Source organism: Chromobacterium sp. IIBBL 290-4, assembly GCF_024207115.1.
Taxonomy (GTDB): Bacteria; Pseudomonadota; Gammaproteobacteria; order Burkholderiales; family Chromobacteriaceae; genus Chromobacterium.
Genome location: NZ_CP100128.1, coordinates 3987835 through 4013732 on the forward strand (window position 1 = coordinate 3987835; position 25898 = coordinate 4013732).

Consider the following 25898-nt stretch of genomic DNA (forward strand, 5'->3'; position numbering starts at 1 on the left):
GCGGGATCAAGAAGGCTATACCTTGTGACTGGCTGCCGAACGCAGCGATTTCGTCCGCTTCAACCATGGCAAGGTGAGGCAGGCGGGGCAGATCAAGCAGGCTTATTTGACCCTGCGCTTGATTCGCGGCAAACGGCAGGCGTCGCAGCAGCTGTCGCTGAGCGGCGGCGAGGATGATCTGGGCTTGCTGGAAAGCGTTTTGCCGGTCTTGCGCCAGGCTTTGGATCAAGTGGAGGAAGATCCCTTCCTGCTGTTGAACGACGCCCCAAACCACAGCGAACGCATCGGCGAGGCGAGCCTGCCGCCCGCAGAAACGATGGCCGCCGACATTCTGGCCGCGGCGGAAGGGCTGGACCTGGTGGGCATACTGGCCAGCGGCGAGATGAGCTTCGGCTTCGCCAACCACTTGGGGCAATTCAACTGGCAGCAGGGCGAGAGCTGGAATTTCGACTGGAGCCTGTATTCTCACGGCGACAAGGCGGTGAAGCGCAGCCCGCTGCTCAAGCTGGCCGAGGGCGAGCGCAAGCTGTCGCCGCTGGTGAGTTTGAGCGAAGAGGGCGGCGCAGGCTTCGGCCCGCTGTTCCAGTCCGATGGCTTTATCCGGCCGGAGCGGGTGGAGTTGATCGCCGCCGGCGAACATCGCCACAGCTTGATCTCGCCGCGCAGCGCGCGCGAGTTCGGCCTGACGCCGAACGCGGATGGGCGGGAGTTCGCCGAATCCATGCATCTGGCCGCGGGGTCGCTCCCCAGCGCAGACGCGTTGGCCGCGCTGGGGACAGGCGTATACCTTTCCAATCTGTGGTATCTGAACTTCTCCGACCGCTCGGCCTGCCGCGTCACCGGCATGACCCGCTTCGCCTGCTTCTGGGTGGAAGACGGCAAGATCGTCGCGCCGCTGGGGGTGATGCGCTTCGACGACAGCTTGTTCGATCTGCTGGGCGAACAACTGGAAGCGCTGACGGCGGAACGCTCGCTGCTGGTGGACCCGCATAGCTATGGCGGCCGTTTCAGCTTCAGCAAGCTGATGCCGGGCGCGCTGGTGAAGTCGCTGCGCTTCAGCCTCTGAGCCGCCCAAGCCTCGCCGCCGTGGGCGGCGAGGCATCTTGCCATGCCATTTATTCATGCCTGATGTTTCTGGCATGGAAAATGGCTTTGCTATATGCGCAATTCCAGCAAGATTTAGCTGTGGGTTCATTCCCTTGCGGCGCGTTGCGGGGTATGCTTTCCCTTCATTGCCCATCGTGTAGAATGATGAGCAGATTGTCAGCGTGAAAATCATGCCAAGGCGTATTTTCATGCTGACTGGACATGATTTTTTGCCTTCGCTTAGCGATGGCTGTGCCTGGCGACGCCGCCCTCGGATGCGGCGCCGCGCTACCGAATCAAGGATGACGTTGTGACCAATATCGCCGAACTCGAACCGAAAGCCGTCTGGGAACATTTCCAAACCCTGTGCGACATCCCCCGCCCGTCCAAGCACGAAGAGCAAGTGCGCGACTACATGAAAGGCTGGGCGGAACTGCGCGGCCTGGAAACCGTGGTCGACAAGGTCGGCAACCTGATCATCCGCAAGCCGGCCACGCCGGGTTATGAAGACTGCGCCGGCGTGGTGCTGCAAGGCCACCTGGACATGGTATGCCAGGCCAACAGCGGCACCGAGCACGACTTCTTCAAAGACCCGATCCGCCCGGTGTTGAAAGATGGCTGGCTGATCGCCGAAAACACCACGCTGGGCGCCGACAACGGCATCGGCGTGGCCTTGGGCATGGCGGTGCTGTCGGGCGACGATGTGGCCCATGGCCCGGTGGAAGTGCTGCTGACGCTGGATGAAGAGGCCGGCATGGGCGGCGCGCTGGGGCTGGAAACCGGCCTGCTGCAAGGCCAGTATCTGATCAATATCGATACCGAAGAGTGGGGCGAGTTCTACATGGGCTGCGCCGGTGGCGTGGATGTGAACGTTACCCGCGAATACGCCGCAGACGCGCTGCCGGCCGGTTTCCAGACCGCCAGCCTGACCATCAAGGGCCTGAAGGGCGGCCACTCCGGCGCCGACATCCACCTGGGCCGCGGCAACGCCAACAAGATTCTGCTGCGCCTGATCCGCGAGCTGGAAGCCGAAACCGAACTGCGCCTGGCCTCGTTCAAGGGCGGCACCGCGCGCAACGCGCTGTCGCGCGAAGCCTTCGCCGTAGTGGCTTACCCGGCCGCCGACGCCGCCAAAGTCGCCGCCAAGCTGGACGCCTTCCAGGCGCTGCTGCGCTTTGAACTGGCCGGCGTGGACGAGGGCGTGACCGTGCTGTCTGAAGCTGCCTCTGCTGACGGCGTAGTGGGCAAGGCCGATCAAACCGCCATCCTGTCCGCCCTGCATGCCGCTCCGCACGGCGTGAAGCGCATGAGCCAGCGCGTGGCCGGCGTGGTGGAAACCTCCAACAATCTGGGCGTGGTCTCCATCGAGGGCGGCAAGGTATTCGCCAACCTGATGGTGCGCTCCTTGCTGGATTCCGGCACCTGGATGCTGGCGCGCGAAATCGAAAGCCTGTTCAAGCTGGCCGCCTACAAGGTGGAAATGGAAGGCGGCTATCCGGGTTGGGCGCCGAATCCGCAGTCCAAGCTGCTGGCGCTGTTCAAGGATGTGTTCAAGCAGGAGTTCGGCGGCGAGGCCGAGGTGCAGGTGATCCACGCCGGCCTGGAATGCGGCATCCTGGGCTCCAAGTATCCGAATCTGGACATGGTGTCCTTCGGCCCGAACATCCGCGGCGCACACGCGCCGGGCGAGCGCGTGGAAGTGGAATCGGTAGGCAAGGCTTGGCAATTGCTGCAGGCTGTGTTGAAGGCCATCCCCAAGCGTTGATCGCGAGATAAGCAATAATGGTCAGGCTGCAAGCCTGGCCATTTTTTTGTCTGCAAACGCGCATGCCTTGGTCATTTCGGCGAGGCTGAGACTGACCGTTTTCGCGGGAGTGCGAAATGGATATGAAAGCTTACCGCTGTTTCGGTCGAGAAACCGATAGCGGCAATCTGGCGCTGGTTTTCAGCGGCGATGGCGTGGAAGCGCTAGGCCAAGCTGAACGGCTGGCCTTGGCCCAGCAACATCATGCGCCGGCCTCAGTATTTGTCGCGCCGTCGCCGGATGGCGTGTTTACGCTGGATTATTACTATCCCCACGCGCGCAGCGTGTTATGCCTGCATGCCTCTTTGGCGGCGGCTGCGTTTCTGAGAGGCCAGTTTGGAGCCATTCCGATGGCGCTGCGCACGGCCAGCGGCCAAGATTTGTCCTTGAGCCAAGACGGCGAGGCGATTCTGTTTCGCTTGCAGCGGCAGGCGATGGCGGCAAGCGCGCCAAGCGTGGACGAAGTTGCGGCCTGGCTGGGATGCGAAGCGTCCGGCATCCTATCCATGCCAGTCGTCGCTTCCGTCGGCAGCCCCAAGCTGCTGGTGGCCTTGAAAGATCAAACCGTCCTGGCGCAGTTGAGGCCGAACTTGCAAGGCATCGTCGAATGGGGCAAGCGCGCCGGCGTGAACGGGTGTTACGCGTATGCGGCGCTGGCCGAGGGCGTATACACCGGCCGTAACTTCAACCATCTGGACCCGGGGCTGGAAGACGCGGCCACTGGCGTCGCGGCCGGCGCGCTGTGCGCCCAGCTTGAGCGCGATTTGACGCTGCGCCAGGGCGATGGGCAGGGCAACCCTTGCGAGTTGCGAGCCAAGTTCGGCGGCGGCTGGGTGGAGGTGGGCGGCATGGCGCGCGCGGCGGCGATGGAGGCCGCGCCATGATACAGGCCGTGTTTTTTGACTACGATGGCGTGCTGACGACCGATAAGTACGGCTCCGACACCACCAATCGCTATCTCAGCCAGGCAAGCGGGCTGCCATTCGAGCGCATCGATCAGGCAATGGACCGCTACAACGACGAGCTGCTATTGGGCAAGCTGACGCATCAAGACATCTGGGCGGATTTGTGCCGCGATCTGGAATATCCGCTGGATATCGGCTGGCTGGATGCCGCCTTCCGCAGCACGCCGCGCAATGATGCGATGTTCGATCTGGCCCGCCAACTGAAAGGCCGCTACCGGTTGGGCATCATCACCGACAATAAGCTGGATAGAATGATTTGCCTCGCCAAGCACCAGGACTTGGACGCATTGTTCGATCCCATTGTGGTGTCGGCGCGGCTGGGATTCGGCAAGCAGGACTCCGAGATTTTCCAGCATGCCCTGGCGCAAGCAAGCTTGCCGGCCGAGGCATGCCTGTTCATTGACAATAGCCAGCGTAATCTTGAGGTGGCGGCAAATTTAGGCATGGCCACCCTGCATCATGATGATGGGAAAAATGATGTAGGCAGATTGCGATCAGAGATAGGCGCGCTGCTGGATTTTCGATAAGCGATGAGTCTATTCTCGAATATGCTCTGGGCTGGCTTGTCGCAATAGCGGCCGGTTAAATATACAGATCGGATGGAATCAGATCGTAGGCTGCGGCCTTGGCGATGAGGCGGCCCATATTGTTCACGTCGAACTTCTGATACAAGCCATTATTGATCGCCGTTTGAATGGATCGAACCGACACGTCCTTCCCATAAAGGATGGATAATATGCTTGATATTTCTTTTGGCGACTTGTACAGCGTCAGCAAATAAATAATTTGCCCTTCGCGCTGGCTTAGGCTGGGAGCGGGGGCAAGGTTTTTGCTGGTGTCCAGCCCCAGGCTTAGATTCAGCGCTTCCAGCTTGTCGGACAAGCTTGGGTTTGAAGGCGCGCGCGTCGACTCGTCTGAACTCCCGGCGGCCGGCCCGTTCCGCGGCCCTTGTTGCAGGCCTAGTGCCGGGCTTGCCATTTCGCGGCAAAAACCAACCAATCCAATATTTATCGAGCCATCGGCTATGACATTTTTCTGGGTTTCGGAGATGACCACCCTGCCTTGCGGGGAGGGAATTTCTTCCAGTTTAGAGAGGGATTTGCCGGTTCTGAGAACGGAAACATCATCCAGCTCATAGGATTGCCAGTTTTCTCCCCAGGGCAGATCCAGGTCTTTTCTACCAATGAGCTCATTGATATTCTCCGTCCCGATCATTCTGAGAAACGCTTCATTGCAGCCTGAAAAGAACAAGTTCGCGTCTTTCCAAAAAGTTGGAATCGGCGATTTTTCTATCATCTGGAAGTAGGACTTGGAGTCAAACATGGCTTGGCGGCGAGATTTTGGGCGAGGCCTGGCGGGGTCTGCCATTTTTAGTGTATAGGCTATGCCAAAAAATTATACCATTGTTGTTGAATGGTTGTAAATTAGCATTTTGCCGCAACTGGCCTTTTTCCAGCATGCTAAATTTCCTTCACTCGCCGGATGGCTCTTGAACGCATGAAGGGCAGGGGGCGCAACTTTTTCTGGTAGCGCATTGTGAAATTCTTACCCGGCATCGGACCCCGTTCACCAGTTAACGAGAGGCGGCCAATACCGGATGCAACACACTGATTAAATGAGTCTTTTCACTCCTCCAGATGAGATTTCGCTAAAGCCACAGCGGCGATGTTTTGGGCGTTTCAGCTAAATTATTGATGTGCTTTTGGCGTGGTTTGCAATTGGGCCGATAGGTTCTTGGATTGATGTAAACAAGCGAGGCGCCGCCAGCAATGGCCGCGCTTCGCTTGCGCATGGATTGGGCCCGGCAATGAGCGCGGCGCTCTGGCGCGCAATATGTGCTCATGCGCATAAACGGGTAAAATCCACGCCACCCAATATGGCTGGCTTGACGCATGCGCATTCTCCACACCTCAGACTGGCACCTCGGCCAGCATTTCATGGGCAAAACCCGCCAGGCCGAACACCTGGCGCTTATCGACTGGCTGATCCGGCAAGTCGGCGATCATGCGGTCGACGCCGTGATCATCGCCGGCGACATCTTCGACACCGGTTCGCCGCCCAGCTATGCGCGCGAACTGTACAACCGCCTGGTGGTGGAGCTGCATACGGCAGGCTGCGCGTTGCTGATTCTGGGCGGCAATCACGATTCGGTGGCCACGCTGGGCGAAAGCCGCCCCTTGCTGGCTTACCTTCGCGCCACCGTCATCCCCGCGGTGGAAGAGAATTTGGATCAGCAAGTGCGGGTGCTGAACAAGCGGGATGGCGCGCCCGGCGCCATTGTCTGCGCCATTCCGTTCATCCGTCCCCGCGACGTGCTGCAAAGCCAAGCCGGCCAAAGCGCGGAAGAAAAGCAGATTTCCTTGCAAGAAGCCATCGCTCAACACTATCAGGCGGTTTATCAGCTCGCTCGCGCCAAGCGCAACGCGCTGCGTTTGGCATTGCCCATCATCGCCACCGGCCACTTGGCGACCGTGGGCGCGAGCGCCAGCGAATCCGTGCGCGAGATCTATGTCGGCGCGCTGGAAGCTTTTCCTACCGCCGCCTTTCCTCCTGCCGATTACATCGCCCTGGGGCATATCCATCGCCCGCAAAAGGTGGGCGGCCAAGAGCATATCCGTTATTGCGGATCGCCCATCCCGCTGAGCTTTGACGAGGCGGAGCAGCAGAAGGAAGTGCTGCTGGTGGACGTGGACGATATCGGCCTGATGGCGGTGACGGCGCTGCCGGTCCCTCGCTTCCAGCAATTGGCCTCCATCAAGGGCGACCTTAAAGAACTGGAGGCTTCGATCCAGGAGACGGCCAAACTAGCCAGTGCCGACCAGCCAGTTTGGTTAGAAGTGATGGTGAAAGGGGACGACTATCTGACTGATCTGCAAACCCGCATCCAGAGCATGACCGAAGGCTTGCCGGTGGAGGTGCTGCGTGTGCGCAGGGATCGCGGCAATGCAGTGGCTGCCCTGCAAGCCGCCGCCAAAGAAACGCTGGATGAGCTGACGCCGTTCGACGTATTCAACAAACGGCTGGAGCAGGAAGCCTTGGATGAAGCGTTGCGAGGACAGCTGGACACACGCTACCGCAGTATTGTGACCAGCTTGCAGGAGGCCTCGGAATGAAGATCCTGACTCTGCGCCTGAAGAACCTGAACTCGCTCAAGGGCGAGTGGAAAATCGACTTCACCCAGCCACCGTTCAAGGACAGCGGGCTGTTCGCCATCACCGGCCCAACCGGCGCGGGCAAGTCCACCTTGCTGGACGCCATCTGCCTGGCGCTTTACCACGAAACGCCGCGCCTCAAAACCATCTCGGCCTCCTCGAACGAGATCATGACCCGCCACACCGCGGATTGCCTGGCCGAAGTGGAGTTCGAGGTAAAGGGGCAGGTTTACCGCGCTTTCTGGAGCCAACGCCGCTCGCGCGACAAGGCGGACGGCGCCTTGCAGGCCCCCAAGGCGGAACTGGCCGATGGCGCGGGCAATATCCTGGCCAGCCAGATCAATGACAAACTCAGGCGCATCGAGGCGATTACCGGCCTGGATTTCGCCCGCTTCACCAAGTCCATGATGTTGGCGCAAGGCGGTTTCGCAGCTTTCCTCAATGCCAGCGCCAACGAGCGCGCAGAGTTGCTGGAAGAGCTGACGGGGACCGACATCTACGGCCAGATCTCGCAGCGGGTGTTCGAGCAAGCCCGCGACGCCAAGCAGGCCCTGGACCAGCTGAAAGCGCGCGCGGACGGCGTGGAGCTGCTGCCCGAAGATCGCAGGCAGGATATGTCGCGCCAAGTCGATGCGCTATCCCGGCAACTATCCGAGCTGCAGGCCCGGCAGGCGCAGACGCAAGCCTTGCGGCAATGGCGCCACGAGCTGACGCAAGCCGAGCAGGCCGCGCTTCAGGCCCGAACAGGCGAACAAGACTCGATCGGCGCGAAACAGGCGGCGGAGCCTGAATTGCAGCGCTTGCGGCTAGCCGAACCCGCGGAGGCGCTGCGACCCATCCACCAGGCGCATCAAGACGTCCAGGCCAGGCAGCGGCAAACGCATGACGCGCTGAGCAAGGCGCAAGCTGAGCTTGCCGACAAACAATATCGGATCATGATCGCGTGCTGGCAGGCTCATGCCATCGCCACGGGCCTGGCCGAGCAAGCCCGGCAGCGATGCGAGATCGCTCGCGGTGAGCGGCAGGCGCTGGAAAACTGGCTGGCGCAAAACTCCCACTTCGCCGCGCTGGGCGAGCGGCTCAGCGGCTGGCAGAGTCAATACGGGCAAATCGAGCAAGCCAGGCGCAACGCCCGGCAATTGCTTGAGCAACTGCAGGCGCAGCAGCGACAAACGGATGAGGCCGCGCTCAGCCTGGACGAGCAGGGAGCAAAACGGGATGCCTGCCGCGAGGAAAGCCAGCGGCTGCAGCGCGCAGCGCAAGCCGGGGCGCAAGCGCTGACAAGCTTGCTCCAAGGACAATCCATCGCCGAACTGCGCGCCGCCTGGATGGCTGCCGGGGAAGGCACGCAATCTTGGCGCCAGCTTACGCAACTGGCCGCGAGATTGCGTCAGAACGCCAGTCAGCAGGTCTTGCAGCAAGCCGCCATGCAAGAGACCGCGCAAGAGCAAGCCGCGCAAGCGGCGCAGTTGGACAGCCTGCGCCGCGATTACCGCCCGCTCAAGGAGCAGGTCGAGGACAAGCGCAAGCTGCTGGCGCAGGAACAACGCATCCAAAGCCTGGAAGCGCACCGCGCGGCTTTGCATCCCGGAGAGGCATGTCCGCTGTGCGGCTCTTGCGAGCATCCCGGCATCCAAACCTATCAAAGACTGAACCTGTCCGAAACAGCGCGCGCCCTGCAGGAAAAGGAAGCCGCGTTGTCGCAACTGGAAGAGCGGGGCAATGCCGCCAAGGCTGAACTGGCCAAGCGGGAAGGGCGATTGCAACAGCAAGGTGAGGCGCTGCAATCGCTGGAGAAGGCGCAATATCAGGAGACCGCGGCCTGGCAAGCGCTCGCGGCGCCTTGGGCGCTGGGCGGTGAGGCTTGGCGGCAAGAGGAAGCCCTGCGGCAAGCCCAGGCCAAAGCCGATCAGCTTGAAGCTGAAGGAAAGACGCGGCTGGCGCAAGCCGAGCAGGCCGAGCAAGCGCATGCATCCGCCCAGAAATCGGCTCAAGACAGCGCCCAGCGCTGGCAAGCGGCTGAGCAACAGTTTGAATTGCTTCGACAAGCGCTGGAGCATGCCAAGCAACGCGCAAGCGAACTGGCGAAGACTCAGCAGGCTGCGGAACAATCGGCGCAGCAAGCTTTTGGACAGCTGCAGTCCGCCATCGCCGCCGGCGGTTTCGAGACCGAGGGCGACATGACCCAATGGCTGATCGATCGCCAGCAAGATTGGCAGCGCTGGCAAAGCCATCAGCAAGCCAAGCAACAGCAAGAAGCTGATGTTCTCAAGCTGCAAAACCTGGCGGAGCAAACTGAGCAGATTTCCGCCAATTGGCAAAAGCGTTGGCTGCGGCTGGAAACAGACGCCCCAGCTGGCGAGCCCCTGCCGTTGATCGACGAGCCCTCGCTAGCCAAACAAGCTGAGCAAATCGAAGCGCTCGCCGCGCAAATAGCCGGCCTGCAGGGGCAGCAGGCCCAACTGTCCGCGGACCTAAGCGCGCAACTGCGTCAAAGCAGCGATGCCGAAGCCGCCTGGATTGCCGCGTTGCGCGACAGCCCTTTTGCCGATGCCGATGCTTTTGGCCAGGCGCTGCTTCCCATTGCGGAGCGGCAACGCCTGCAAGCCCTGGAGCGGCAGCTATCGCAAGCTTTGGAACGCAGCGCGGCGGTGCGGCACAGCGCCGATGCGGCCCGCCAGACCTTGCAGGATCAAGCGCGCTGCGAGCACAGCCTAGCCGAGTTGGACGCCATGCTGGCCGGACATGGCGAGCAAGGGCGCGCGCTGTCCAGCGAGCAAGGCGCGCTTAAGGCCTTGCTGCAGAATGATGAACTGCGCCAAGGCAACCAGCAGGCTTTGCTGCAACAAATAGAACATCAGGCCGGTGAAACGGATATCTGGCAGCGGCTTAATAGCCTGATCGGCTCCAAGGAAGGCGACAAGTATCGCAAGTTTGCCCAAGGACTGACGCTGGATCATTTAATGCATCTAGCCAACCGCCATTTAGCCAAGCTGCATGGCCGCTATCTGCTGCAACGCAAGAGCGGCGGCGAGCTGGAGCTGGAAATCCTGGATGCCTGGCAAGCGGACGCCGCCCGCGATACCCGCACCCTGTCCGGCGGCGAAAGTTTTCTTGTGAGCCTGGCGCTGGCCTTGGCCTTGTCCGACCTGGCTAGTCACAAAACATCGATCGATTCCTTGTTTTTGGACGAGGGCTTCGGCACGCTGGACGCCGCCACACTGGAGGTGGCGCTGGATGCGCTGGACACCTTGAACGCCAGCGGCAAATCCATAGGCGTGATCAGCCATGTGGAAAGCATGAAGGAGCGGATCTCGGTTCAGATCCGCCTGCTCAAATCCGGCGGCTTGGGCATGTCGACGCTGGAGGTTGAGGGGGCTGTTGGCTGAAACGGGGAAGCGCCCTTCATGTAAGACCTATCGATTCCTCATCTCGGGTTATGCAAATTTCAGATAGTAACGATCTATCCTCGAGTATTTTAAATTTTCCAATCCTAATTCAAACGGCTTTGTTGCATAAATAGGCTTCGGCATGCAAAGCCCCTTTCCCCGGACGGATTTATGGCATGCGCACCGTCATCGGCGTCCCGAGCCGCGTGAAGCGGTTCAAGATCGCCGCTCGCACTTGGAGCTCTGCGACTTGACGGTCGAAGTCCCTTGCCATTACCCGCTCGCCCAGCAGCTTGAAACAGCGCATCTTGGTTTCCACCAGGCTGCGGCGATGGTAACCGCTCCATTTCCTCCAGATCGCTCGACCCAGGAGCCGGGTAGCACGCAGTATCTCGTTTCGGACATGGGCGCCCAACCGATTTTCCTTCCACGGCTTGGCATTCTTTCGGGTAGGAATCACCGCCTCGGCTTTTCGCTTGGCAATCGCTTCATGGCAGCCTTTGGTGTCGTAGGCACCATCGCCACTTACTGCAGCAATCCTTTCCCCCGCGGAAATCTGGTCCAGCAACTCCGGCAACATTGGCGCATCGCCCACCGCGTTGTCGGTCACTTCAATCGCCCGGATTTCCAGCGTCTGCGCATCAATGCCCAAATGCACCTTGCGCCACTGACGGCGGTACTCCGCGCCGTGTTTCTTCGTTTTCCATTCGCCTTCACCCAGCATCTTGATGCCGGTGCTGTCGATCAACAGGTGCAGCCCGGTCGTGGTTGGACGGCAAGGAATGGCCACCTGCAAATGCTTTTGCCGCCGGCACACGGTGCTGTAGTCCGGCGTCAGCCAGTCCAGCCCCGCCAGTTTGAGCAGGCTTTGCACCATACCCACGGCCTGTCGGAGCGCAAGATTGAACAGGCATTTGATCGTCAGGCAGAACTGAATGGCGGCATCGCTGAAAGTCGGTGTCCGTCCACGTTTGCCGACTGCAGAGCCATGCCAGCGCATGTCACGGTCCAACCAGATCATCAGCGACCCACGCGCCTTGAGCGCAGCATTGTAGGTCTTCCAGTTGGTGGTCTTGTACTTGGGCGGGGCGGGCTTGCTCATGCCGTCATTCTACCCCGCCTGCTGGGAGGGTGATTTGTGCAACAAAGCCTGCTTTATCACTCAATTCATGGCGTGGGCGGCGAGCGAATCCAGATGGGCAACGGTTGAAAGGGAGGAGGGGCGTGGAAATATTGACTCACACAAAACCGGTGAAATCGGTGCGAGACGGCCTGGATTTTTTTGGGATCGAGCCGGCGCAAGGCGCGCCCACTTTTGTGATAGACGCGGATGGCAAGCTGCATGCGCTGATCTTGTCTGCCGCGCGCGGGCATATCGATTTCAAAAAACTGGCGAAGCTGCTTGGGGCGGAAAACGCCGAGTTGGCGAGCCGGCGGCGGGTGGAGAGCGCGACAGGCATTCCCATCGGCGCCATTCCGCTTACCGGGTTGAACATGCCTTATGTTTTGGACGCATCGCTGCTGCGCCACGATTATGTGTACGGCGGAACCGGGTGTTTTCACACAACCGCCAAAGCCTCTCCGCAGGAGCTCATCGCCATCAATCAGATCGAGCTGTTTTATGAGTGATAGGCGAGGACTGGAAGCGATCGCAGAGACCAGGCCTCGCCGGCTCGACTCAAGACAGGCTTACCAGGGCCGCGAGCTGGAGGGGCAGGGCGGGGCGACGGCTTGGTTGCTGCCGGTATCCAGGAAGCCATCGCTGATCCACCATCCGGCTAAGGTTTGATTCCAGATATCCGTGCGGCCCCAGACGCCATCGACGGTCTCTGCCCGTACATGGCAACTTATGGCGAGCGTGTCGCCTCGGGCAGCCTTGCCCCCTATCTGCGCGGCAAGACTCGGAGCGGCCCGCAGATTGACGTGGCTGTCGCCGGCTCTTGGCGTTGCCACGCCGCTTATGTTTCCTGTCGGCGGTTGCGGGTCTGGGCTTTCCTGATAGTGGGTAAGCCGTCCTCCCACGTTCACCCGGCTGCCATTGCGCTGCGCAAATCCCTGATAGGCCCGGCCTCCGGCAAAGAACTGCCAGCCGCCAAACTGCTTGCGGTTCACTGACTCAGCTTTCCCTTGAAAAATAAGAGAGAAATGAACATGCGGCCCGGTGCTGCTGCCGCCGCAAGGCAATCCATTGCCTATCGTTCCCAAATACGCGCCTTTGTCTACGCGCTGCCCGTCAGGCAGCGGCGTCAGATTGCCCATGTGATAGTAGGTGGTGGAATAGCCGTTATCGTGAACCAGCTTAAGCAGCGCGCTGCCATTGCGCACGCAGCTTTTGTAGAGGACACCCGCCGCCGGCGCCAACACCTTGCCGTCGCCGCCTGCGAAATCGATGGAGTCGTAAGGCTGGCTTTCTCCGCTATAGCCATGCGGACCGCCTGTCATCGTCCAGGCGGAACCCGCGCGCCAAGGCAGGCCCAGCCCGGTGGACTCAGGCGCAACCCCTTGCTTGCGCAACGCGCCCTGGCTGCGCCAAGCCAGTTTTTCCGCCGGCCTTAACCAGTCTTTTGGCGATTGCTCCAAAAGTTCGGCAAAGCGCGGATCGCTATCCAGCGCCAGCGCCCAGCCATCAGCGAGGCGCTTGGCCAGAAACAGATGGGATGCCGGCACGCGGTCGTTGCCGCTGACTTGCGTTGGCAAAGGCTGTGTAACCGATCCCAATACCCACATGCCATCGGTGGTTTGACGGTTGGTTTCCACCAGCGTTTCGATCTGAGAGTCTGCCGCCAGAGGCAGCGTCTGCCTAAGGAGGCTGCCGGCAGCTTGTTGCAGCTTTTCGTCCATTGCGGGCTGAGCGGCTGCGGCTGCATCGGCCGCAAGCATGGATAACACAAAGGCGCTGGAAATGAAGCGGTTCATCGCGGGCTCCTTATCGTTATGAAACGGCCACGAGGCCGTCTGCGACCATAGCCGCGAAGCGATGCCTAGGCAGCTGGCCTTATGTAGGACCTGGGTAAGGGAACTTTGTGGGTCGGAGGATTCAACACCAATTTCCTGCAGCCATACGGCGGGTTCATTTATTCGCATAATCTGTGATTCCGTCGCATGTGTTTGTATAAGCTCAGAGGCCAAACATTTGTCTGAACCTGTTGCGGCGGCGCAAATCATAATCGCTAGGAATAAAGCGGCTACGCGCTGCGAATACCGAAAAAAAACGCTTTTCAGGTACTCCCGCTGCATCTCATCTGTTGTCTGCTCATAGGCTAAGCATGCGCATACTTCTCTTGCGTCCAGTCCTAGGATGTCAGCAATTATGTATGGCGCAGCGGGGGGCGGGTTCCTTTCCCCTCGCAACATGTAGCCTATTTTCTTTGGGTCGATTAAAAGCAATTTTGCAACAGAGTAATCTGTTTCAAGTCCTTGTTTTTCCTTGATTTCTGCCACGTACTCCGCAAACTTTTTCATGTCTACTGTCCTTTAGTTCATTTCATATCCCCTAAAAGGGACTAATTTCCATATTGCGTATCCCCTTTAAGGGAGTATGCGCAATAGCGGGACTATTTGTCACTTAATCGGAGTTATAGCCATGTTACTCGTTCGCATTGAGCCGGAAGACGGTGCCGTCCGTCTGAAGACTGTCCGCCGCCGCGCTGACGGCCAAGAGTTCCAGATTCCCGAACAGACTGTATGGGTCTATGGTATTGACAAAGATGGGCACCAGGACCGCCACCCGTACCGCTCCCAAATTTCGCTGGACAAAGGCCAGCAGCCGTATGCTCCGGGTGATTACACTCTTCACCCGTCTTCTTGCCGTTTCAATAATTATGGCTCTGCGCTTCAAATGAACATGCGACTTATTCCTATCGAGCAATTCGCGCCCCTTTTGAAAAAGACCCTGTTTGAACGTAAGCAAAATTGAATGGCTGCCGCGGCCGATTCGATAGCGCTGGGAAAGGGCTTTGCCCTACCAGCGCGATCGAACGGCGCGGGGGCTTTTTATCGCCTGATGATAGATGGCCCTTTAATACCCTGACTAAATAGGTGATTTATGGCTATCTGCGTCGTTGTAAATGCCGATGGGACGATGACGCCAAGCAATGCATCGCCGGATCAGTGCACCGGTTATTTGATGGTTACTCCGCAGGAATTTAATAGTTTTACGTCAGCGAATAGCTTTTTTATTCCACTGACAATTGAGCAGGGGGCTTTGATAGGTGCTGCAATTTTAACCGTCTGGGCAACTGCATTTGGTTTCCGCGTTGTTTCGCGGATGCTTTCTACTGCTACTGGAGACTCGGAATGAATACGAACCTGATCAAGAAAGTCGCTTTCGCTGCTGTCGCTTCCACCGCTGCCGGTGCCGCAATGGCCGATGGCATCGACGTGACCGCCGTTGTCACTACCATTCAAGGCATCACCGCCGCCGTTGTCAGTATCGGTGTGGCGGTACTGGCCGTGACCGCGACCATCTTCGGTTACAAGTACCTTCGCAAGGTTATGTAATCGCCTCGCTTGTGGGGCGGCATCTGCCGCCCTTTTTTTATTTCGGCGGGAGGATTAAATGTGGCGGGCTACTTTGTTCTTATTGCGTTGCTTGGCGCTGGCTGGATTATTTTTCGCCGGTAATGCTTGGGCGGACTATCTCGCTCAAACTGTTTATTCTTTTCGGGATCAGACATATGGCTCATTAGATGCAGTTGCCGCCGCTTGCGCCTCATCTTCATCTGCTGGCTTATCTGGCGTCTGGGATAGCGGTGTTGGTGGTTGTGCTTATGGTGGCAATGTTCAGAGACCATCGTCTTCAACTTCTTGCGGTGACCCGAATATTTCACCAACTTGGAATGGCTGGTGCATCTCCTCAAATACCACGTATCCCGGCACAAAACCTGCATGCCCTTCCAATGCTGCCATGCAGATTACGTGCGGTACGATTTCGGGAAAACATCAGGTGGGCGGTATCAGCCCCACGTTTGGCCCGGCTTGTGATGGTACGTCCGGCGATTCCACCATGCAGCAGTGTGGGGCAGGGTGCTCGATGAAAGACGTCACTGTTGTGACGCCTACGGCCAGTTATCAGGATCACGTTTACGATGGCAATTATTGCAATTTAAATGGCAATGCTGTTAATACGTATCAGCCGAATCCGCCGCCAACAAATCAAACCTGCCCGACAGGTCAAACCTACGGCACTATTAATAATGTCCCGACCTGCTTAACTAATCCGCCGACTCCTACGCCGACGCCGCCTGCCAATTCAACTGACCCGTCATGCAGTGCGGGGACAGTTACTTTAAATGATCCTACCACTGGCAAACCCATGGCATGTGTCGATCAACAGCCGCCCGGTGTTCCATGTGCGGCAGGCTTAAATACCGTAAATGTAAATGGTGCGACTTTTTGTCTCGGCAGCGCTAATTCTCCGACTAATACAACATCGCCCACGCCCGGCGGCCAGCCTTCAGGCTCTGGGTCCGGCCATGGCGGTTCAAGTGGGAACGGGAACGGTAATGGCAATGGCAATGGGAACGGCAATGGCAAGGGAAATTCTTCTGGCGGTTCTTCATCTACATGCGATCCATCAAAAGACCCAACGTGCAAGCCCGCTCCACCTGCTTGCGATCCAACAAAAGACCCTACCTGCAAGCCTTGCGATTACACCGGGGTAATGGCATTTCTTTGTCAGGGCGATCCGCCTGCCGCCGATACATCCGCTCCTAATCTCGTTAATCAGGATGGTGGCAATTTATCAAGCCTCTTGAATACGTCAGATTTATTTATGTCTGGCACATCCTGCCCGCCTGACATGGTTGTATCCGTTTCAGCCATGGGAAATTCTTTTACCTTGAATTTCCCTTATACCGTTTTTTGTCAATTCTCCTTGATGATTAAGCCATTAATCATCATTGCCGCCGCAATTGGCGGCGCGCTGATTGTTTTCAGGAGAGGATAAATGCCAGTCTTAATAGCCATTTGCGCGGCCGTTGTTACTACGCTCCTTACCAACATTATCTCTAGAATTGTTGGGGCGATTGGTTTTGGCATGGTTTCTTATGCAGGGGCCAATGCTTTGCTTAGCGGATTCAAGAGCTTGATTTCTTCTTATGTCGGCGGATTGCCTTCAGCCATTTTTGCATTGCTTGGCATGGCCGGATTCGGTCAAGCCATTTCTATTCTATTCTCCGCCTTGGTTATTCGAATGACTTTAGCAGGCATGGATGCGGCGGGCAGTATGATTCAATCCAAGTGGGGTGGTTTCAAATCTCAATAAAGGAGCTGTCGTGCAACTTCAACTCGATTTGATCAGAGCTTTATGGCAGGTTTTTACTATTACTTTTGTTTTTGGGATTCTTGCCGGCCTTGGCCTTTCCATGCTTATGAGCTTTGCAATGGATGCCATTGACAAGAAAATAGAGCTTGCAGAAATGAAAGGGGCGAAGAAATGATCACGCTCTTAACCGCTACGCCCGGCAGCGGCAAAACTCTTTTCATACTTCAGCACTTGGATGAATTAAGCAAAAGGGAAGGGCGGCAGGTCTATTATCACAACATCCCTTTGACTGAGGAGGGCAAGAAACATCTTGGCTGGATAGAGCTTGAAGACCCGTTGAAATGGTTTGAGCTTCCCGCGCAAGCGCTTATTGTGATGGATGAAGCGCAATATGTTTTCCCGGTTCGGCTTTCAGGAAAGCAAATCCCTGCTTACGTTGACAAGTTTGCAACGCATAGGCATTTGGGCTTGGATATTTTTCTCATTACACAAGGCCCGCGCCTGATTGACTCTTTTATTCGTCCTCTTATTGGCCGTCATTATCACTTAATTCGCTTATTCGGCTTGTCCCGGTCCAATTTGTTGCGCTGGGAATCCATTCAGGAAAATCCGAACAGCAGGGGAGCCAAGGCGGATTGTTTGGCTCGCTCTACCTTTTCATTTCCGAAGCATGTTTATAATTGGTATAAGAGTGCTGAGGCTCACACCGTTAAAGTTTCCATTCCTAAAAAGGTATGGTTAATTGGCCTCGCCTTGGTTATTGCTGTGGTTATGGTTCCCGTGTCACTTTATACGCTTAGCTCTTTTGGGAAAAATCAGGTTAAGGGTTCGGCGGCGTCTGCGCCTGCTGGTCAGATTGCAGGCGGATCAGGAGGGCAGGGAGGCAAGTCTTCTGCTCCTCTTACGCCTGTTCAATACGCAAGCGAGCGCATTCCTCGGATGCCTGGCGTTCCTGACTCTGCTCCGCTGTATGATGATTTGGCGAAGCCTCGTGACTTTCCTCACTTGGCCGGTTGCATGGCCTCGGCTTCTCGATGTGTTTGCGTGACACAACAAGGGACTGTGATTTCTGACATGCCGGATGGCACGTGCCGTCAGTATGTGGATCGCAGCCAGTTCGACCCGTACCAGGATCCGCAGGATCTGCAGCGCCGTGATGTTGATTTTCGCCAGCCGGCGCCGCAGCCGGCTCAGCCAGTCCAGGTCACTCAGCAGTATCAATCCGCTCGGATTAGCTCGCTGTCGGATGCTACCGCGTATCCGACTCGATCGCCGTCTATGGTGAGCGATTTTGGCAAGGGCACTCATAAATAACTGTTACTGTAACGAAAATATAATAATAATTCTCCTTGAATTTTCGTTACTGTAACGTAAAATAAAGTATGGATAAAACAGGAGGGCGTTAAAATGCGTGATGCTAACGACAATTCAACATTGGAAATGTTGCCAGTCGCAAAAAAGCGCGGCCGTCCGTCAACGGGAACGGCAATGACGAATGCTGAGCGCCAGGCCAAGCATCGTAGAGAATCCGTTATCGTAACGCTTAATGATGCTGAATGGTCTGAGGTAGTTTCGGCTCTTTGTCGTGTCGCTGTTGAAAATCTGGACGTGTCTGACGAATTTCGCAGTGCCGCCAGAAAAATCTATCGCGCCGGGATCAGTCGCGCCGAATCCATGCCCGCGGAATTCCTCGATAAGCCGTTACCGTAACTTAATTGCCTGACTGTTCCAGCGTCTGAGGACAGCCGGCTCGCCGGCTCCGCAAGCGCTGGGGCAGTCCGCCGCCGGCAGGGTGCGCTTGCGGTATCCCCGTCTAGGGAATATGATTTAATCGTCATCTAAAAGCGAAACCCCGGCAGCGCCAACTGACCGGGGTTCCTGAATTCACCCGAGCGACTGCTGCAAACAGTCTCCGGGGACCTACGAACATCACAGATCGGACCTGCGATGCACGCTCAAACTATACCCGCTGTTGACTCAGAATTCCACCGCGACTCTCTCGTTGATTCCTTGCGCGCCAGCGACGACGCGGTCGCCATCAGACCCTCGTACCCTGTAACACGGGGGTAACACGGGGGTCAAATACCTTTCAAGGCTCCAAAAACCAAACTGAGCGGCTGGTTTTGCCGGTTTTTAATTCCAAAACGCAATATAGCGGCTTGTCGGTTGAGAGTCACAACCTCGATACGATGCCCGCGATTGAGTGCGCATCTCAGTCCTCGACTGGCCAGCCTCTCGCGTTGGCGCTTGACTGGTTGTCGGTGGTGTCCACGGACCTGCATGCAGATCAGGTCGAGGAAGCGTTCCGTTTGGACGGCTTTCATATTGCCGATGTTCGCGCCAAGTTCGGTTACCGCTATGCGTTCTCGGTGCACTGCGAATCCAACGCGCTGACCGATGCGATTGTCACGGTTTACCACGGCGGCGATAGTCAGCGCGGCACCATGATGTTCGAGCGTTCTGGACCGCTGGCGGCGAAGGCTGCGGCATTGCTGGTTCGCTTGTTCGGCGCTGAGGCTTTTCGCCTGTCGCGCGGCGATGTCTGCGTTGATTTGAACGTTTGCGGGCTGTACCGCGAAGGGCGGGAATTTCTGCTGTCAGTGCATGAGAATTGGAATACTCAAGGGCAGCGTGGTGCGAAACCGAAATTGCGTGAGATCTCAGATGGCGGCACCGGCGCAGGCAATACGTTTTACATGGGCTCCGGTGACGTCCACATGTTTCGGATGTATGAGAAAGGCAAGCAACTGAAACGGGCGGATTTAGCGGGTTGGGTGCGGGCCGAAGTGCAGTTGCGTCCCAAGGGTACGGCGATGCAGCTGATTGCTTGGCAAAGCATCGTTAAGGGGCTGTTTATGGACATTTGGGCGATGACGCCTTACGCGCGGTTTTCGAGTTTCTTCCTGGCTACCGAGCGAAGCCGCTTACAAGTTGAACCGGGCCCGCGGGATACCAGGTTGGACACCCGCGCGCAACACTTCATCCGTCAGTACTATGGCTTGATGCAGGAACTTATCGGTGCGCATGCGCATGGCGATTGGTCACAGCTGGGCGACATTGTGCTGATGCTGAAGCGCCGCGCCGATGCGACGGCGGGCTTTACGTGTCCAGAGGCCGGCGAGGCGTTTGCCGAGTATCAGCGGCGCATACAGGAGGATTGCGAGACCACGGCTTTGCTGATTTCTAAGTCGTCTGATGGTTCGCATAATCTATATTATGTCAAATCTTGTAATCCAAATAGCGCAAGCATTGTACAGGAATTTCAAAAATGAGCTGACACAATTCATGTCGCATGTACGCAACAGATTCATGAAACTAACGACATCTCATCACCTCGCCCACGCTGCAAGATGAAACATTGCAATCCGATTGCGAACTTCCCGTGCCACCCGGACGACCTGTACCGGGTGATTTGCTTTGGTGACGCCAAGGAGCTGGCTAACGAACTGGACGTGACTGTCCAGAAGATCAACCGCTGGCGACGAGGCCTGGAGCCTGTACCCAAGGCGGCCTATCTATGGCTCAAGCACAAGACAGATACCGCACTTGGCCCGCACTTTGGCCCGTTCAGAGGTTTCAGGCTAAGCAAGCATGGCGAGGCGCTGGAATGCCCAGCAACAGGCGTCCGCATCCCATATGAAGAAATTGCAGAGTTGCCGGAATACCGGCGCTTGAGACGGCTTGTCGGTCAACAAGCCGAACTGATCGAAACGCTAATGCGCGAGCGGGATTTTTATAAGAGAAATTGCCTTCGTGATTCAAAATACGGAATGTTACTTAGTATGATATTTCACGATAAGAGTGATGAGGGGTGATATACAATAAATTATCTAATGGCCAGACAATAAAGGAAAGAGTATGTGCGCTCCTCTTGAGAAAATTAAGTCAATTTTTGAATGCGCGTGTAAATTCTTTATCGATGAAGAGGAGTTAAAATTAAAACCAGTTATGTATGCATTTGCAAACCTCTTTCTATTTCTGGCTGGCGTTGTTTTAATTGGGACTGCCGTGGCTGGCAGTTTAAAAGAAATGGAAATTGAAAAATTCATTGCCTTATGTTCGGCTGGATTGATCTTTGTATTGGTTTCATGCATTGATAGATTTGAATATATAAAATGGCTAAGCATTGAAGCAAAAACCAGAAAAAACATATCAAACGCGGAAGAGGTGTTGAGAAAACTAAAGGAGGTATCAGAATTAAGTCTGCGAAATGCAGTTATATCAAAAATCCAAGGCAACTCAATGAAAAAGGTGCAGGGCAATGATTTAATCTCTACGCATAAAGAAATAAAAAAGGCATTGAGGCGGCAAAATTGCAACGACAATACAGTAAAAGAAATATTAAAGCCCTTGGAGGATGAAATGACTAACTCCATGTTTTACTTTGCAATTAAAAAGATTGCTGATTTGGCGGTTGAAAATATTAAAGAATTGGATGCCGTATACCCCAGGTCGAATGATGAATATCAACAACGAGAAAAAATTAGAGAATTTTTTTTTAAATGTAAGCATTTTTTAAACTCAGAAAATAAATCAGAAGAAATTATTCCATTGCTGGAGAGTGCTCCGGCAATTAAGGGTGTTGATATGGAAAAGTGCAAGAAGGATGCGGGGGAGGTAACTAAAGAAGTTGATCTTTTAGAAAAGAGAGGCACTTTCAGAAATGAATCCATGTGGGTGGAGGCGTATGACTCATACATCTCCGGACGGGTCTTCGGCGGCTATGGCTCTGAGTACATGTTTTAAAGTGCTCACCCTTACACCCTCCCCTCGCCGGGAGGCAGCCGGGCAGGATGTAAAAACACATCCTGCCGGATGCCTCAGAGGGTAGATGACTGGTGAGGCCGTCAATACCGCGAATCCTCACCCGGTCCCGGCCAAGTGCGCGCCGGGCTGCGGCTTCCGGTTCGGATATTGACAGCCGGTAAATAGTCCAGCTCCGACAATTAAAGAAATCCTCTATCTTATCGGCATCTATATGCTCAAATCGGAAAAATACTTATGAGAAGACGCTACAACATCGAATCGGTACTTGATAAAAGCTCTGGCAGATACTCTGTAAAAGTGACACCGAGCCAAGAATCCGGGATTAAGGAATTCCAGTCACCTCCCTTGTTCATCTCGCGAGACGAGGCCGTAGAAAACGGGCTGGACTACTTGGCATCTCGGGGGCTGGGGCGGCACATTTGGCACGTCGTGGTGAATGAGTTCTGACCTAGCTATTTTCCGTCGCAATGTCACATTGCACGAGAATGACGATCTCCGTATCCGTCTTATAGGTGGAATCGGATAGCTTCCAGTTTGTGAAGGGGAAGAATGCGCGGTCTCGCCCTTCCCTGCTCGTTTTCAGGCCGCCCAACACGTAGACATCGCCCGGTTTGACGCTGAATGAGCTTTTCAGGTTGCGCGTCATCAGCGTGGGCGAGCTGTTCACGCCGGTTTTCGTCTCGACAAACGTGCTGACCTCCTGAATCAAATCCAGCCGGATAACCTTGTCTCTGACCGTTGGCCGGACCTCTATCAACACACCCGAAGGCTTGTAATCAACGGACTGAACGGGGTTGCCCTTGGCGTCATACGTCACCGCGCCCAAGACCGGCACATTCTCGCCAGACTGGAACAGCGTAGACTCGCCATCCGAAGCCAGCACATCCGGGCGCGTCACCACGTTAAAGCGGCTATCCGTGGCGAACAGTTCCGCAAACAAGTCGATGCTGGCGCCGCTGAACTTGAACGCGGTAGACGCCGGCGCGGCTGACTGCGGCACGACGCCCGCAGACAAGGAAAGCCGCTGGCCAGCTGCGCGAATCACCGCCGCCAGGTTAAATCCGCCCTTGTCCGAGCCCGTCACCTCATACACCACGGCGCGCAATCGCACTTGCTGGACAGGTTTGTCCAGTTGGTCAATCAGCGATTGCAAGCGCTTGACCTCTTCCGCCGTGCCTTGGAACACAAGCGCGTCTGTCGGCCTCGACTGCGTGCTTAGCGGTGAATTGCCTTGGTCATTTGCCGCATGCGGCGCATCGCCGCGCTGAACCGGACGGTTTTGCACAAAGCGGCCAGTCGTAAACAGTCCGGCAATCATGTCTGTCAGGTAATTGGCATCCCGATAGTGCGGGCGATAGATCCACACCTGATCCGCGACGGCCTGCGGCTGATCGCTCAGCAGATGGATATAGTCAATGCTGCCCTTGGATTCGATCATGAAGCCCGCCGCCCGCATGACGTCGCGGAACACGACTGCTTGCTGACTGGCCGGGAGCCCGGATAGAGAGGCGGTAATCGACGCATCCGAAGCCTGCGCCTTGGCATCCAGCACAAAGCTACGCTTGGCGACTTCCGTGTAGTAGAGCTTGACGAAGTCGGCGATGCGAATCTGATCGAAGGTCATGGTGACTTGCGCCGCCATCGCCAGCGGCGACAACAGCAGGAGGCACAGCCAGCCCGCTAGTTTCATGGCTTGCCCCCTTGCGCCGGTTCAAACAGACTGCCGCCGCTTTTTGCCGGTGCCGCCGAATTGAAATACACCCGCCGCCCGTCAATCACCGCGCTAGTGGCGAAGCCATCCGGCGTGAAGCTGGAAGGCGTGGCCAGCCGCGTTCCTTCCGGCGTTCTGATCAATATCCGCATGCCATTTTCTGTGACAAGGAAACCGACCAGCGACACGCGGCCATCGCTCCAGGGCGCAGCGGCCACGGCTGCAGCAGGCGCGGAAGCATTGCCCGCCCTGCTCTCTTTTGCCGGTGCCGTTTCGCCGCCCTTCAAGTACGGCCAGAACATATCAAACACGCCATAGAAGCCAATCGGCACCGCAATGGCCGCGATGGCCAGCTTGATCTTGAAGCCGCGCGTGTAAACGGTGGCCCGGCTGTCCACCTGCAATTCCTTGCCATTGCCGCCCACGTGGGAGTCATAGACGCCGAAATAGTCGGCATCGTATTTCTCTTGATACTGCGTTATCACGTCGCTTTTGCGCATCCGGCAGCCTTCAAATACCGTGACCGAATAGGCATCCGGCTTGCCCAGCGCGGTATGCTTTTTCATGCGGAAGGTTTGCTGAATCGTGCCGCGCACAAAGCGGTGTAGAGAGGTGACGTCTTGAGTAATCAGCACGATGTCGCAGGTCCTGCCGGTTTCCTTGTCGGCATAGTGACGATGCATGCGGAAGAATTTTTGCTGCTCTGCGGTGATCTTGTCCGCCGTTCCGAAGACCTCCCACGCCTCATCCACAACGATCAAATCGCCCGGCGCAACAAAGGACGCCACCGCATCCGGCGACGTCTCCAGCGCTTCCGGATCGAAGAAGAAATCCGGCTTGCGCGCCTGCTCCGCCGCATACGTGACCACGTCGCCGAGCGCCTGCTCCGGGCTGGCCAGCTTCTTATTCCGAATCAGCGCATGAATTTTGTCTTGGGAGATATTGCGGATGTTGCACACCACCCGCCGCCCTTCCGCGATAGCGGGAATGATGACGGACTTGACCGTTTCGTATGACTTGCCCGAGCCCTGCAGGCCGCAGTAAATCGACATCGCCATGGCTGGCTCCTTTATCCAATAAATGGCAATCGCCGAATCAGAAAGCGACTCATCCATGCCGACATGATCAGCGGCACGCCCCATTGCAGTTGGAACAGGCTGGCGTAATACCAGACGCCCGCAGGCAAGGCCGCCAGCAATGAGTTAATGTTTTTCACGTCCGGCAGCGCATACACAATCACCTCGGTCAGCGCCCGAACGAGCCAGAACATGGCGAACACAATCACAAACTTGATGACGACTTCGCGGAACATCCACGCTAGCGCCGTCCAGATGGCTGACTGAAGAAAGACCCACATGCTCAAGCTCTCAGGACAATGAATAAGGCAGACAGCGCCCACGCGGCAGCGCAGGCAATGGCAATAATGGGGCGAGCGGATTCTAAGAGGTCGCAGTGTTCAGACAGCACATGCGAGCCGCCCTCTTTGATGATGCTGAGATCTAGGGTGACGGTTGGGCATTGCCCCGCCCCGCTTGGCAGCGTCAGGCCGCGCATGGGATTCAACGCCGTAATGACGGGCTGCATGATGGCCATGCCGCTGGGGGTATCGGCCAACATCGGCTCAGGCACAAGCGGAGCCTGGCCCAGATCAATAGGCCCGGTATTGGAGCCGGTTCCTGTCCCCGTTCCGGTGCCGGTTCCTGGCGTGGTCCCGGTTCCCGTTCCCGGCGTAGGGCTGGGCGTGGGGGCTGTCGGGTCCCAATAGACCGAGCTGGGGCGAGCGTCCGCCCATCCCGGTGGCCATTGCATCATTGGATCAATTGCCCCCGGTGCCAGCGCATCGGCCACCGTGACCGGCACCGCCGCCCGGCGAACCGCGGCCACGTCCAGCGCGTCCACCAATCCCGCAGGCCATTCAATGCCCGGATAATTGGCTTGGGCGTCCTTGGTGGCGGCTTGCAGCACACTGGCGATCAATGCCGGGTTGACCTGCGATTTAACCCGCGAATCCGGCAGCGCGGCCGCTACGTCCTTTCCGGAGTAAAGCGGCGACGGCTGATACTGGATGTCGCGCAGCAGGCGCGGCGGCAGCTTCTCCGCGACGAGGATGTATTGATAAATCGGCGGGCTCCCAGCATTGCCGATTCCTAAACCGCTTTGCACGGTATAGCCGTGATCGTCGATGACACCGGAGGGCAGCTTGCACAGAATGCCAGTCTCCGGGCAGGCCCATTGAAAAGTGCGGATGAAGCGCGCACAGTCACCGCCCGCACAATAGCCACCGTAAACCCGTTCAGCCGGATAGCCTATCTGATTGATGACAGCCATCCAGCCCCCTTGCGGGAACGCCAGTTGCGGACGGACGGAGGAATCCATTTCCGGCCCGCTCAGCTGCACCGCCCGACCATTGCCGCCCAGCAGCACCATCGGCGCGTCCTCATCGAACAGCCCCAACTGATCCGCCATCAGGATGGGCGCGGCATAGAGCGCCGAACGGCCCAGCATTCGCACCGCCGAACTCTTGGCCACCGCCCGCATGATCATTGCGCCCGTTTTGGCGTTGACCTTCAGCGTGGCCAAGCCATCCGACAGCGTGGCCCCCATGGCGGCGTTGGTCGCATAGCTGGATGCGGGCATCGCGTTGATGAAGCCGTAACCGGCAAAGGCTGGCGACGACAGCGCCAGCAGCATCAGCAGCTTTTTCATATCGACCTGATCCCCGCAATCACGGCGGAGCCGCAGACCATGCCCAAAACGAA

At 57.1% G+C, this 25898-nt stretch carries 26 protein-coding genes; 18 read left to right on the forward strand and 8 right to left on the reverse strand.

The window, feature by feature from the left end; genetic code table 11:
- The first annotated feature begins 106 nt into the window (after positions 1-106).
- From NKT35_RS18755 to NKT35_RS18770, 4 genes are all read left to right on the forward strand, one after another.
- Entirely contained in the window at positions 107-1066 is a 960-nt protein-coding gene (locus NKT35_RS18755; RefSeq protein WP_254295871.1) for a metallopeptidase TldD-related protein, read from the forward strand.
- Positions 1067-1396: 330 nt separating this feature from the next.
- Positions 1397-2851 carry an aminoacyl-histidine dipeptidase gene (locus tag NKT35_RS18760; RefSeq protein ID WP_254295873.1) on the forward strand — a complete coding sequence of 485 codons (1455 nt, stop codon included), beginning with the start codon at positions 1397-1399 and terminating at the stop codon, positions 2849-2851.
- Between the two features lie 116 nt (positions 2852-2967).
- Positions 2968-3774 (forward strand): PhzF family phenazine biosynthesis protein, encoded by an 807-nt coding sequence (locus NKT35_RS18765; protein ID WP_254295875.1) that lies wholly within the window; start codon positions 2968-2970, stop codon positions 3772-3774.
- Positions 3771-4382, forward strand: a complete 612-nt coding sequence (locus NKT35_RS18770) for an HAD-IA family hydrolase (RefSeq protein ID WP_254295877.1) — start codon at positions 3771-3773, stop codon at positions 4380-4382. The genes NKT35_RS18765 and NKT35_RS18770 overlap by 4 nt, the downstream gene beginning before the upstream one ends.
- 55 nt (positions 4383-4437) lie before the next feature.
- On the opposite strand, the gene NKT35_RS18775 is transcribed toward NKT35_RS18770, so the two are convergent.
- Complete coding sequence (locus NKT35_RS18775) at positions 4438-5178, reverse strand: hypothetical protein (RefSeq protein ID WP_254295879.1); 741 nt, start codon at positions 5176-5178, stop codon at positions 4438-4440.
- Positions 5179-5503: 325 nt separating this feature from the next.
- The gene (locus NKT35_RS18780) at positions 5504-5749 is read right to left on the reverse strand and encodes a hypothetical protein (protein ID WP_254295881.1); all 246 of its coding nucleotides are present in this window, start codon (positions 5747-5749) and stop codon (positions 5504-5506) included.
- Here NKT35_RS18780 and sbcD point away from each other — a divergent pair.
- Complete coding sequence (sbcD, locus tag NKT35_RS18785) at positions 5748-6968, forward strand: exonuclease subunit SbcD (RefSeq protein ID WP_254295883.1); 1221 nt, start codon at positions 5748-5750, stop codon at positions 6966-6968. The genes NKT35_RS18780 and sbcD overlap by 2 nt on opposite strands.
- Positions 6965-10396 carry an AAA family ATPase gene (locus tag NKT35_RS18790; protein WP_254295885.1) on the forward strand — a complete coding sequence of 1144 codons (3432 nt, stop codon included), beginning with the start codon at positions 6965-6967 and terminating at the stop codon, positions 10394-10396. Before sbcD ends, NKT35_RS18790 begins: the two co-directional genes overlap by 4 nt.
- Before the next feature lie 169 nt (positions 10397-10565).
- Here NKT35_RS18790 and NKT35_RS18795 read toward each other — a convergent pair whose 3' ends face one another.
- Complete coding sequence (locus NKT35_RS18795; RefSeq protein ID WP_254294827.1) at positions 10566-11498, reverse strand: IS5 family transposase; 933 nt, start codon at positions 11496-11498, stop codon at positions 10566-10568.
- Positions 11499-11620: 122 nt separating this feature from the next.
- On the opposite strand from NKT35_RS18795, the gene NKT35_RS18800 reads away from it, so the two are divergent.
- Entirely contained in the window at positions 11621-12025 is a 405-nt protein-coding gene (locus NKT35_RS18800; RefSeq protein ID WP_254295887.1) for an aminoacyl-tRNA deacylase, read from the forward strand.
- 60 nt (positions 12026-12085) lie between these two features.
- Here NKT35_RS18800 and NKT35_RS18805 read toward each other — a convergent pair whose 3' ends face one another.
- On the reverse strand, positions 12086-13858 hold the full coding sequence (locus NKT35_RS18805; RefSeq protein ID WP_254295889.1) for a peptidoglycan DD-metalloendopeptidase family protein: 1773 nt from the start codon (positions 13856-13858) through the stop codon (positions 12086-12088).
- A 121-nt stretch (positions 13859-13979) separates the two neighbouring features.
- Between NKT35_RS18805 and NKT35_RS18810 the strand changes: the two genes are divergently transcribed.
- The 11 genes from NKT35_RS18810 (at position 13980) to NKT35_RS18860 (ending at position 21407) form a co-directional block, all read left to right on the forward strand.
- Positions 13980-14312, forward strand: a complete 333-nt coding sequence (locus NKT35_RS18810; protein ID WP_254295891.1) for a single-stranded DNA-binding protein — start codon at positions 13980-13982, stop codon at positions 14310-14312.
- A gap of 129 nt (positions 14313-14441) precedes the next feature.
- A complete protein-coding gene (locus tag NKT35_RS18815) occupies positions 14442-14696 on the forward strand; it encodes a hypothetical protein (protein WP_254295893.1) in 255 nt (84 codons plus the stop codon).
- Positions 14693-14896 (forward strand): major capsid protein, encoded by a 204-nt coding sequence (locus tag NKT35_RS18820; RefSeq protein ID WP_254295895.1) that lies wholly within the window; start codon positions 14693-14695, stop codon positions 14894-14896. Before NKT35_RS18815 ends, NKT35_RS18820 begins: the two co-directional genes overlap by 4 nt.
- A gap of 58 nt (positions 14897-14954) precedes the next feature.
- Positions 14955-16343, forward strand: a complete 1389-nt coding sequence (locus NKT35_RS18825; protein ID WP_254295896.1) for a virulence factor TspB C-terminal domain-related protein — start codon at positions 14955-14957, stop codon at positions 16341-16343.
- Positions 16344-16661, forward strand: a complete 318-nt coding sequence (locus NKT35_RS18830) for a DUF2523 domain-containing protein (protein ID WP_254295898.1) — start codon at positions 16344-16346, stop codon at positions 16659-16661.
- A gap of 10 nt (positions 16662-16671) precedes the next feature.
- On the forward strand, positions 16672-16836 hold the full coding sequence (locus NKT35_RS18835) for a hypothetical protein (protein ID WP_254295900.1): 165 nt from the start codon (positions 16672-16674) through the stop codon (positions 16834-16836).
- A complete protein-coding gene (locus tag NKT35_RS18840) occupies positions 16833-17975 on the forward strand; it encodes a zonular occludens toxin domain-containing protein (RefSeq protein ID WP_254295902.1) in 1143 nt (380 codons plus the stop codon). Before NKT35_RS18835 ends, NKT35_RS18840 begins: the two co-directional genes overlap by 4 nt.
- Positions 17976-18068: 93 nt before the next feature.
- Positions 18069-18371 (forward strand): hypothetical protein, encoded by a 303-nt coding sequence (locus tag NKT35_RS18845; protein ID WP_254295903.1) that lies wholly within the window; start codon positions 18069-18071, stop codon positions 18369-18371.
- A gap of 554 nt (positions 18372-18925) precedes the next feature.
- On the forward strand, positions 18926-19933 hold the full coding sequence (locus tag NKT35_RS18850; RefSeq protein ID WP_254295905.1) for a replication initiation factor domain-containing protein: 1008 nt from the start codon (positions 18926-18928) through the stop codon (positions 19931-19933).
- Between the two features lie 78 nt (positions 19934-20011).
- Positions 20012-20476 (forward strand): hypothetical protein, encoded by a 465-nt coding sequence (locus NKT35_RS18855; protein ID WP_254295907.1) that lies wholly within the window; start codon positions 20012-20014, stop codon positions 20474-20476.
- 43 nt (positions 20477-20519) lie between these two features.
- The gene (locus tag NKT35_RS18860) at positions 20520-21407 is read left to right on the forward strand and encodes a hypothetical protein (RefSeq protein ID WP_254295909.1); all 888 of its coding nucleotides are present in this window, start codon (positions 20520-20522) and stop codon (positions 21405-21407) included.
- Between the two features lie 469 nt (positions 21408-21876).
- Here NKT35_RS18860 and NKT35_RS18865 read toward each other — a convergent pair whose 3' ends face one another.
- The 4 genes from NKT35_RS18865 to NKT35_RS18880 are packed head-to-tail and all read right to left on the reverse strand — an operon-like array spanning position 21877 to position 25845.
- Positions 21877-23118, reverse strand: coding sequence for a type II secretion system protein GspD (locus NKT35_RS18865; protein WP_254295911.1), 1242 nt, complete (start codon positions 23116-23118; stop codon positions 21877-21879).
- Positions 23115-24197: a zonular occludens toxin domain-containing protein gene (locus tag NKT35_RS18870; protein ID WP_254295913.1), complete on the reverse strand. Its 1083-nt coding sequence runs from the start codon at positions 24195-24197 to the stop codon at positions 23115-23117. Before NKT35_RS18870 ends, NKT35_RS18865 begins: the two co-directional genes overlap by 4 nt.
- 11 nt (positions 24198-24208) lie before the next feature.
- Positions 24209-24496 (reverse strand): DUF2523 family protein, encoded by a 288-nt coding sequence (locus NKT35_RS18875; RefSeq protein ID WP_254295914.1) that lies wholly within the window; start codon positions 24494-24496, stop codon positions 24209-24211.
- 2 nt (positions 24497-24498) lie between these two features.
- On the reverse strand, positions 24499-25845 hold the full coding sequence (locus tag NKT35_RS18880; RefSeq protein ID WP_254295916.1) for a hypothetical protein: 1347 nt from the start codon (positions 25843-25845) through the stop codon (positions 24499-24501).
- Between the last annotated feature and the right edge of the window lie 53 nt (positions 25846-25898).

Coding starts and splice junctions, on each gene's coding strand:
- sbcD (WP_254295883.1), top strand. CDS start 5,748: ATGCGCATTCTCCACACCTCAGACTGGCACCTCGGCCAGCATTTCATG.
- NKT35_RS18875 (WP_254295914.1), bottom strand. CDS start 24,496: ATGTGGGTCTTTCTTCAGTCAGCCATCTGGACGGCGCTAGCGTGGATG.
- NKT35_RS18825 (WP_254295896.1), top strand. CDS start 14,955: ATGTGGCGGGCTACTTTGTTCTTATTGCGTTGCTTGGCGCTGGCTGGA.
- NKT35_RS18865 (WP_254295911.1), bottom strand. CDS start 23,118: ATGAAACTAGCGGGCTGGCTGTGCCTCCTGCTGTTGTCGCCGCTGGCG.
- NKT35_RS18860 (WP_254295909.1), top strand. CDS start 20,520: ATGTGCGCTCCTCTTGAGAAAATTAAGTCAATTTTTGAATGCGCGTGT.
- NKT35_RS18765 (WP_254295875.1), top strand. CDS start 2,968: ATGGATATGAAAGCTTACCGCTGTTTCGGTCGAGAAACCGATAGCGGC.
- NKT35_RS18810 (WP_254295891.1), top strand. CDS start 13,980: ATGTTACTCGTTCGCATTGAGCCGGAAGACGGTGCCGTCCGTCTGAAG.
- NKT35_RS18775 (WP_254295879.1), bottom strand. CDS start 5,178: ATGTTTGACTCCAAGTCCTACTTCCAGATGATAGAAAAATCGCCGATT.
- NKT35_RS18815 (WP_254295893.1), top strand. CDS start 14,442: ATGGCTATCTGCGTCGTTGTAAATGCCGATGGGACGATGACGCCAAGC.
- NKT35_RS18870 (WP_254295913.1), bottom strand. CDS start 24,197: ATGGCGATGTCGATTTACTGCGGCCTGCAGGGCTCGGGCAAGTCATAC.
- NKT35_RS18805 (WP_254295889.1), bottom strand. CDS start 13,858: ATGAAAAAGTTTGCGGAGTACGTGGCAGAAATCAAGGAAAAACAAGGA.
- NKT35_RS18780 (WP_254295881.1), bottom strand. CDS start 5,749: ATGCGTCAAGCCAGCCATATTGGGTGGCGTGGATTTTACCCGTTTATG.
- NKT35_RS18840 (WP_254295902.1), top strand. CDS start 16,833: ATGATCACGCTCTTAACCGCTACGCCCGGCAGCGGCAAAACTCTTTTC.
- NKT35_RS18790 (WP_254295885.1), top strand. CDS start 6,965: ATGAAGATCCTGACTCTGCGCCTGAAGAACCTGAACTCGCTCAAGGGC.
- NKT35_RS18770 (WP_254295877.1), top strand. CDS start 3,771: ATGATACAGGCCGTGTTTTTTGACTACGATGGCGTGCTGACGACCGAT.
- NKT35_RS18830 (WP_254295898.1), top strand. CDS start 16,344: ATGCCAGTCTTAATAGCCATTTGCGCGGCCGTTGTTACTACGCTCCTT.
- NKT35_RS18845 (WP_254295903.1), top strand. CDS start 18,069: ATGCGTGATGCTAACGACAATTCAACATTGGAAATGTTGCCAGTCGCA.
- NKT35_RS18855 (WP_254295907.1), top strand. CDS start 20,012: ATGAAACATTGCAATCCGATTGCGAACTTCCCGTGCCACCCGGACGAC.
- NKT35_RS18795 (WP_254294827.1), bottom strand. CDS start 11,498: ATGAGCAAGCCCGCCCCGCCCAAGTACAAGACCACCAACTGGAAGACC.
- NKT35_RS18820 (WP_254295895.1), top strand. CDS start 14,693: ATGAATACGAACCTGATCAAGAAAGTCGCTTTCGCTGCTGTCGCTTCC.
- NKT35_RS18880 (WP_254295916.1), bottom strand. CDS start 25,845: ATGAAAAAGCTGCTGATGCTGCTGGCGCTGTCGTCGCCAGCCTTTGCC.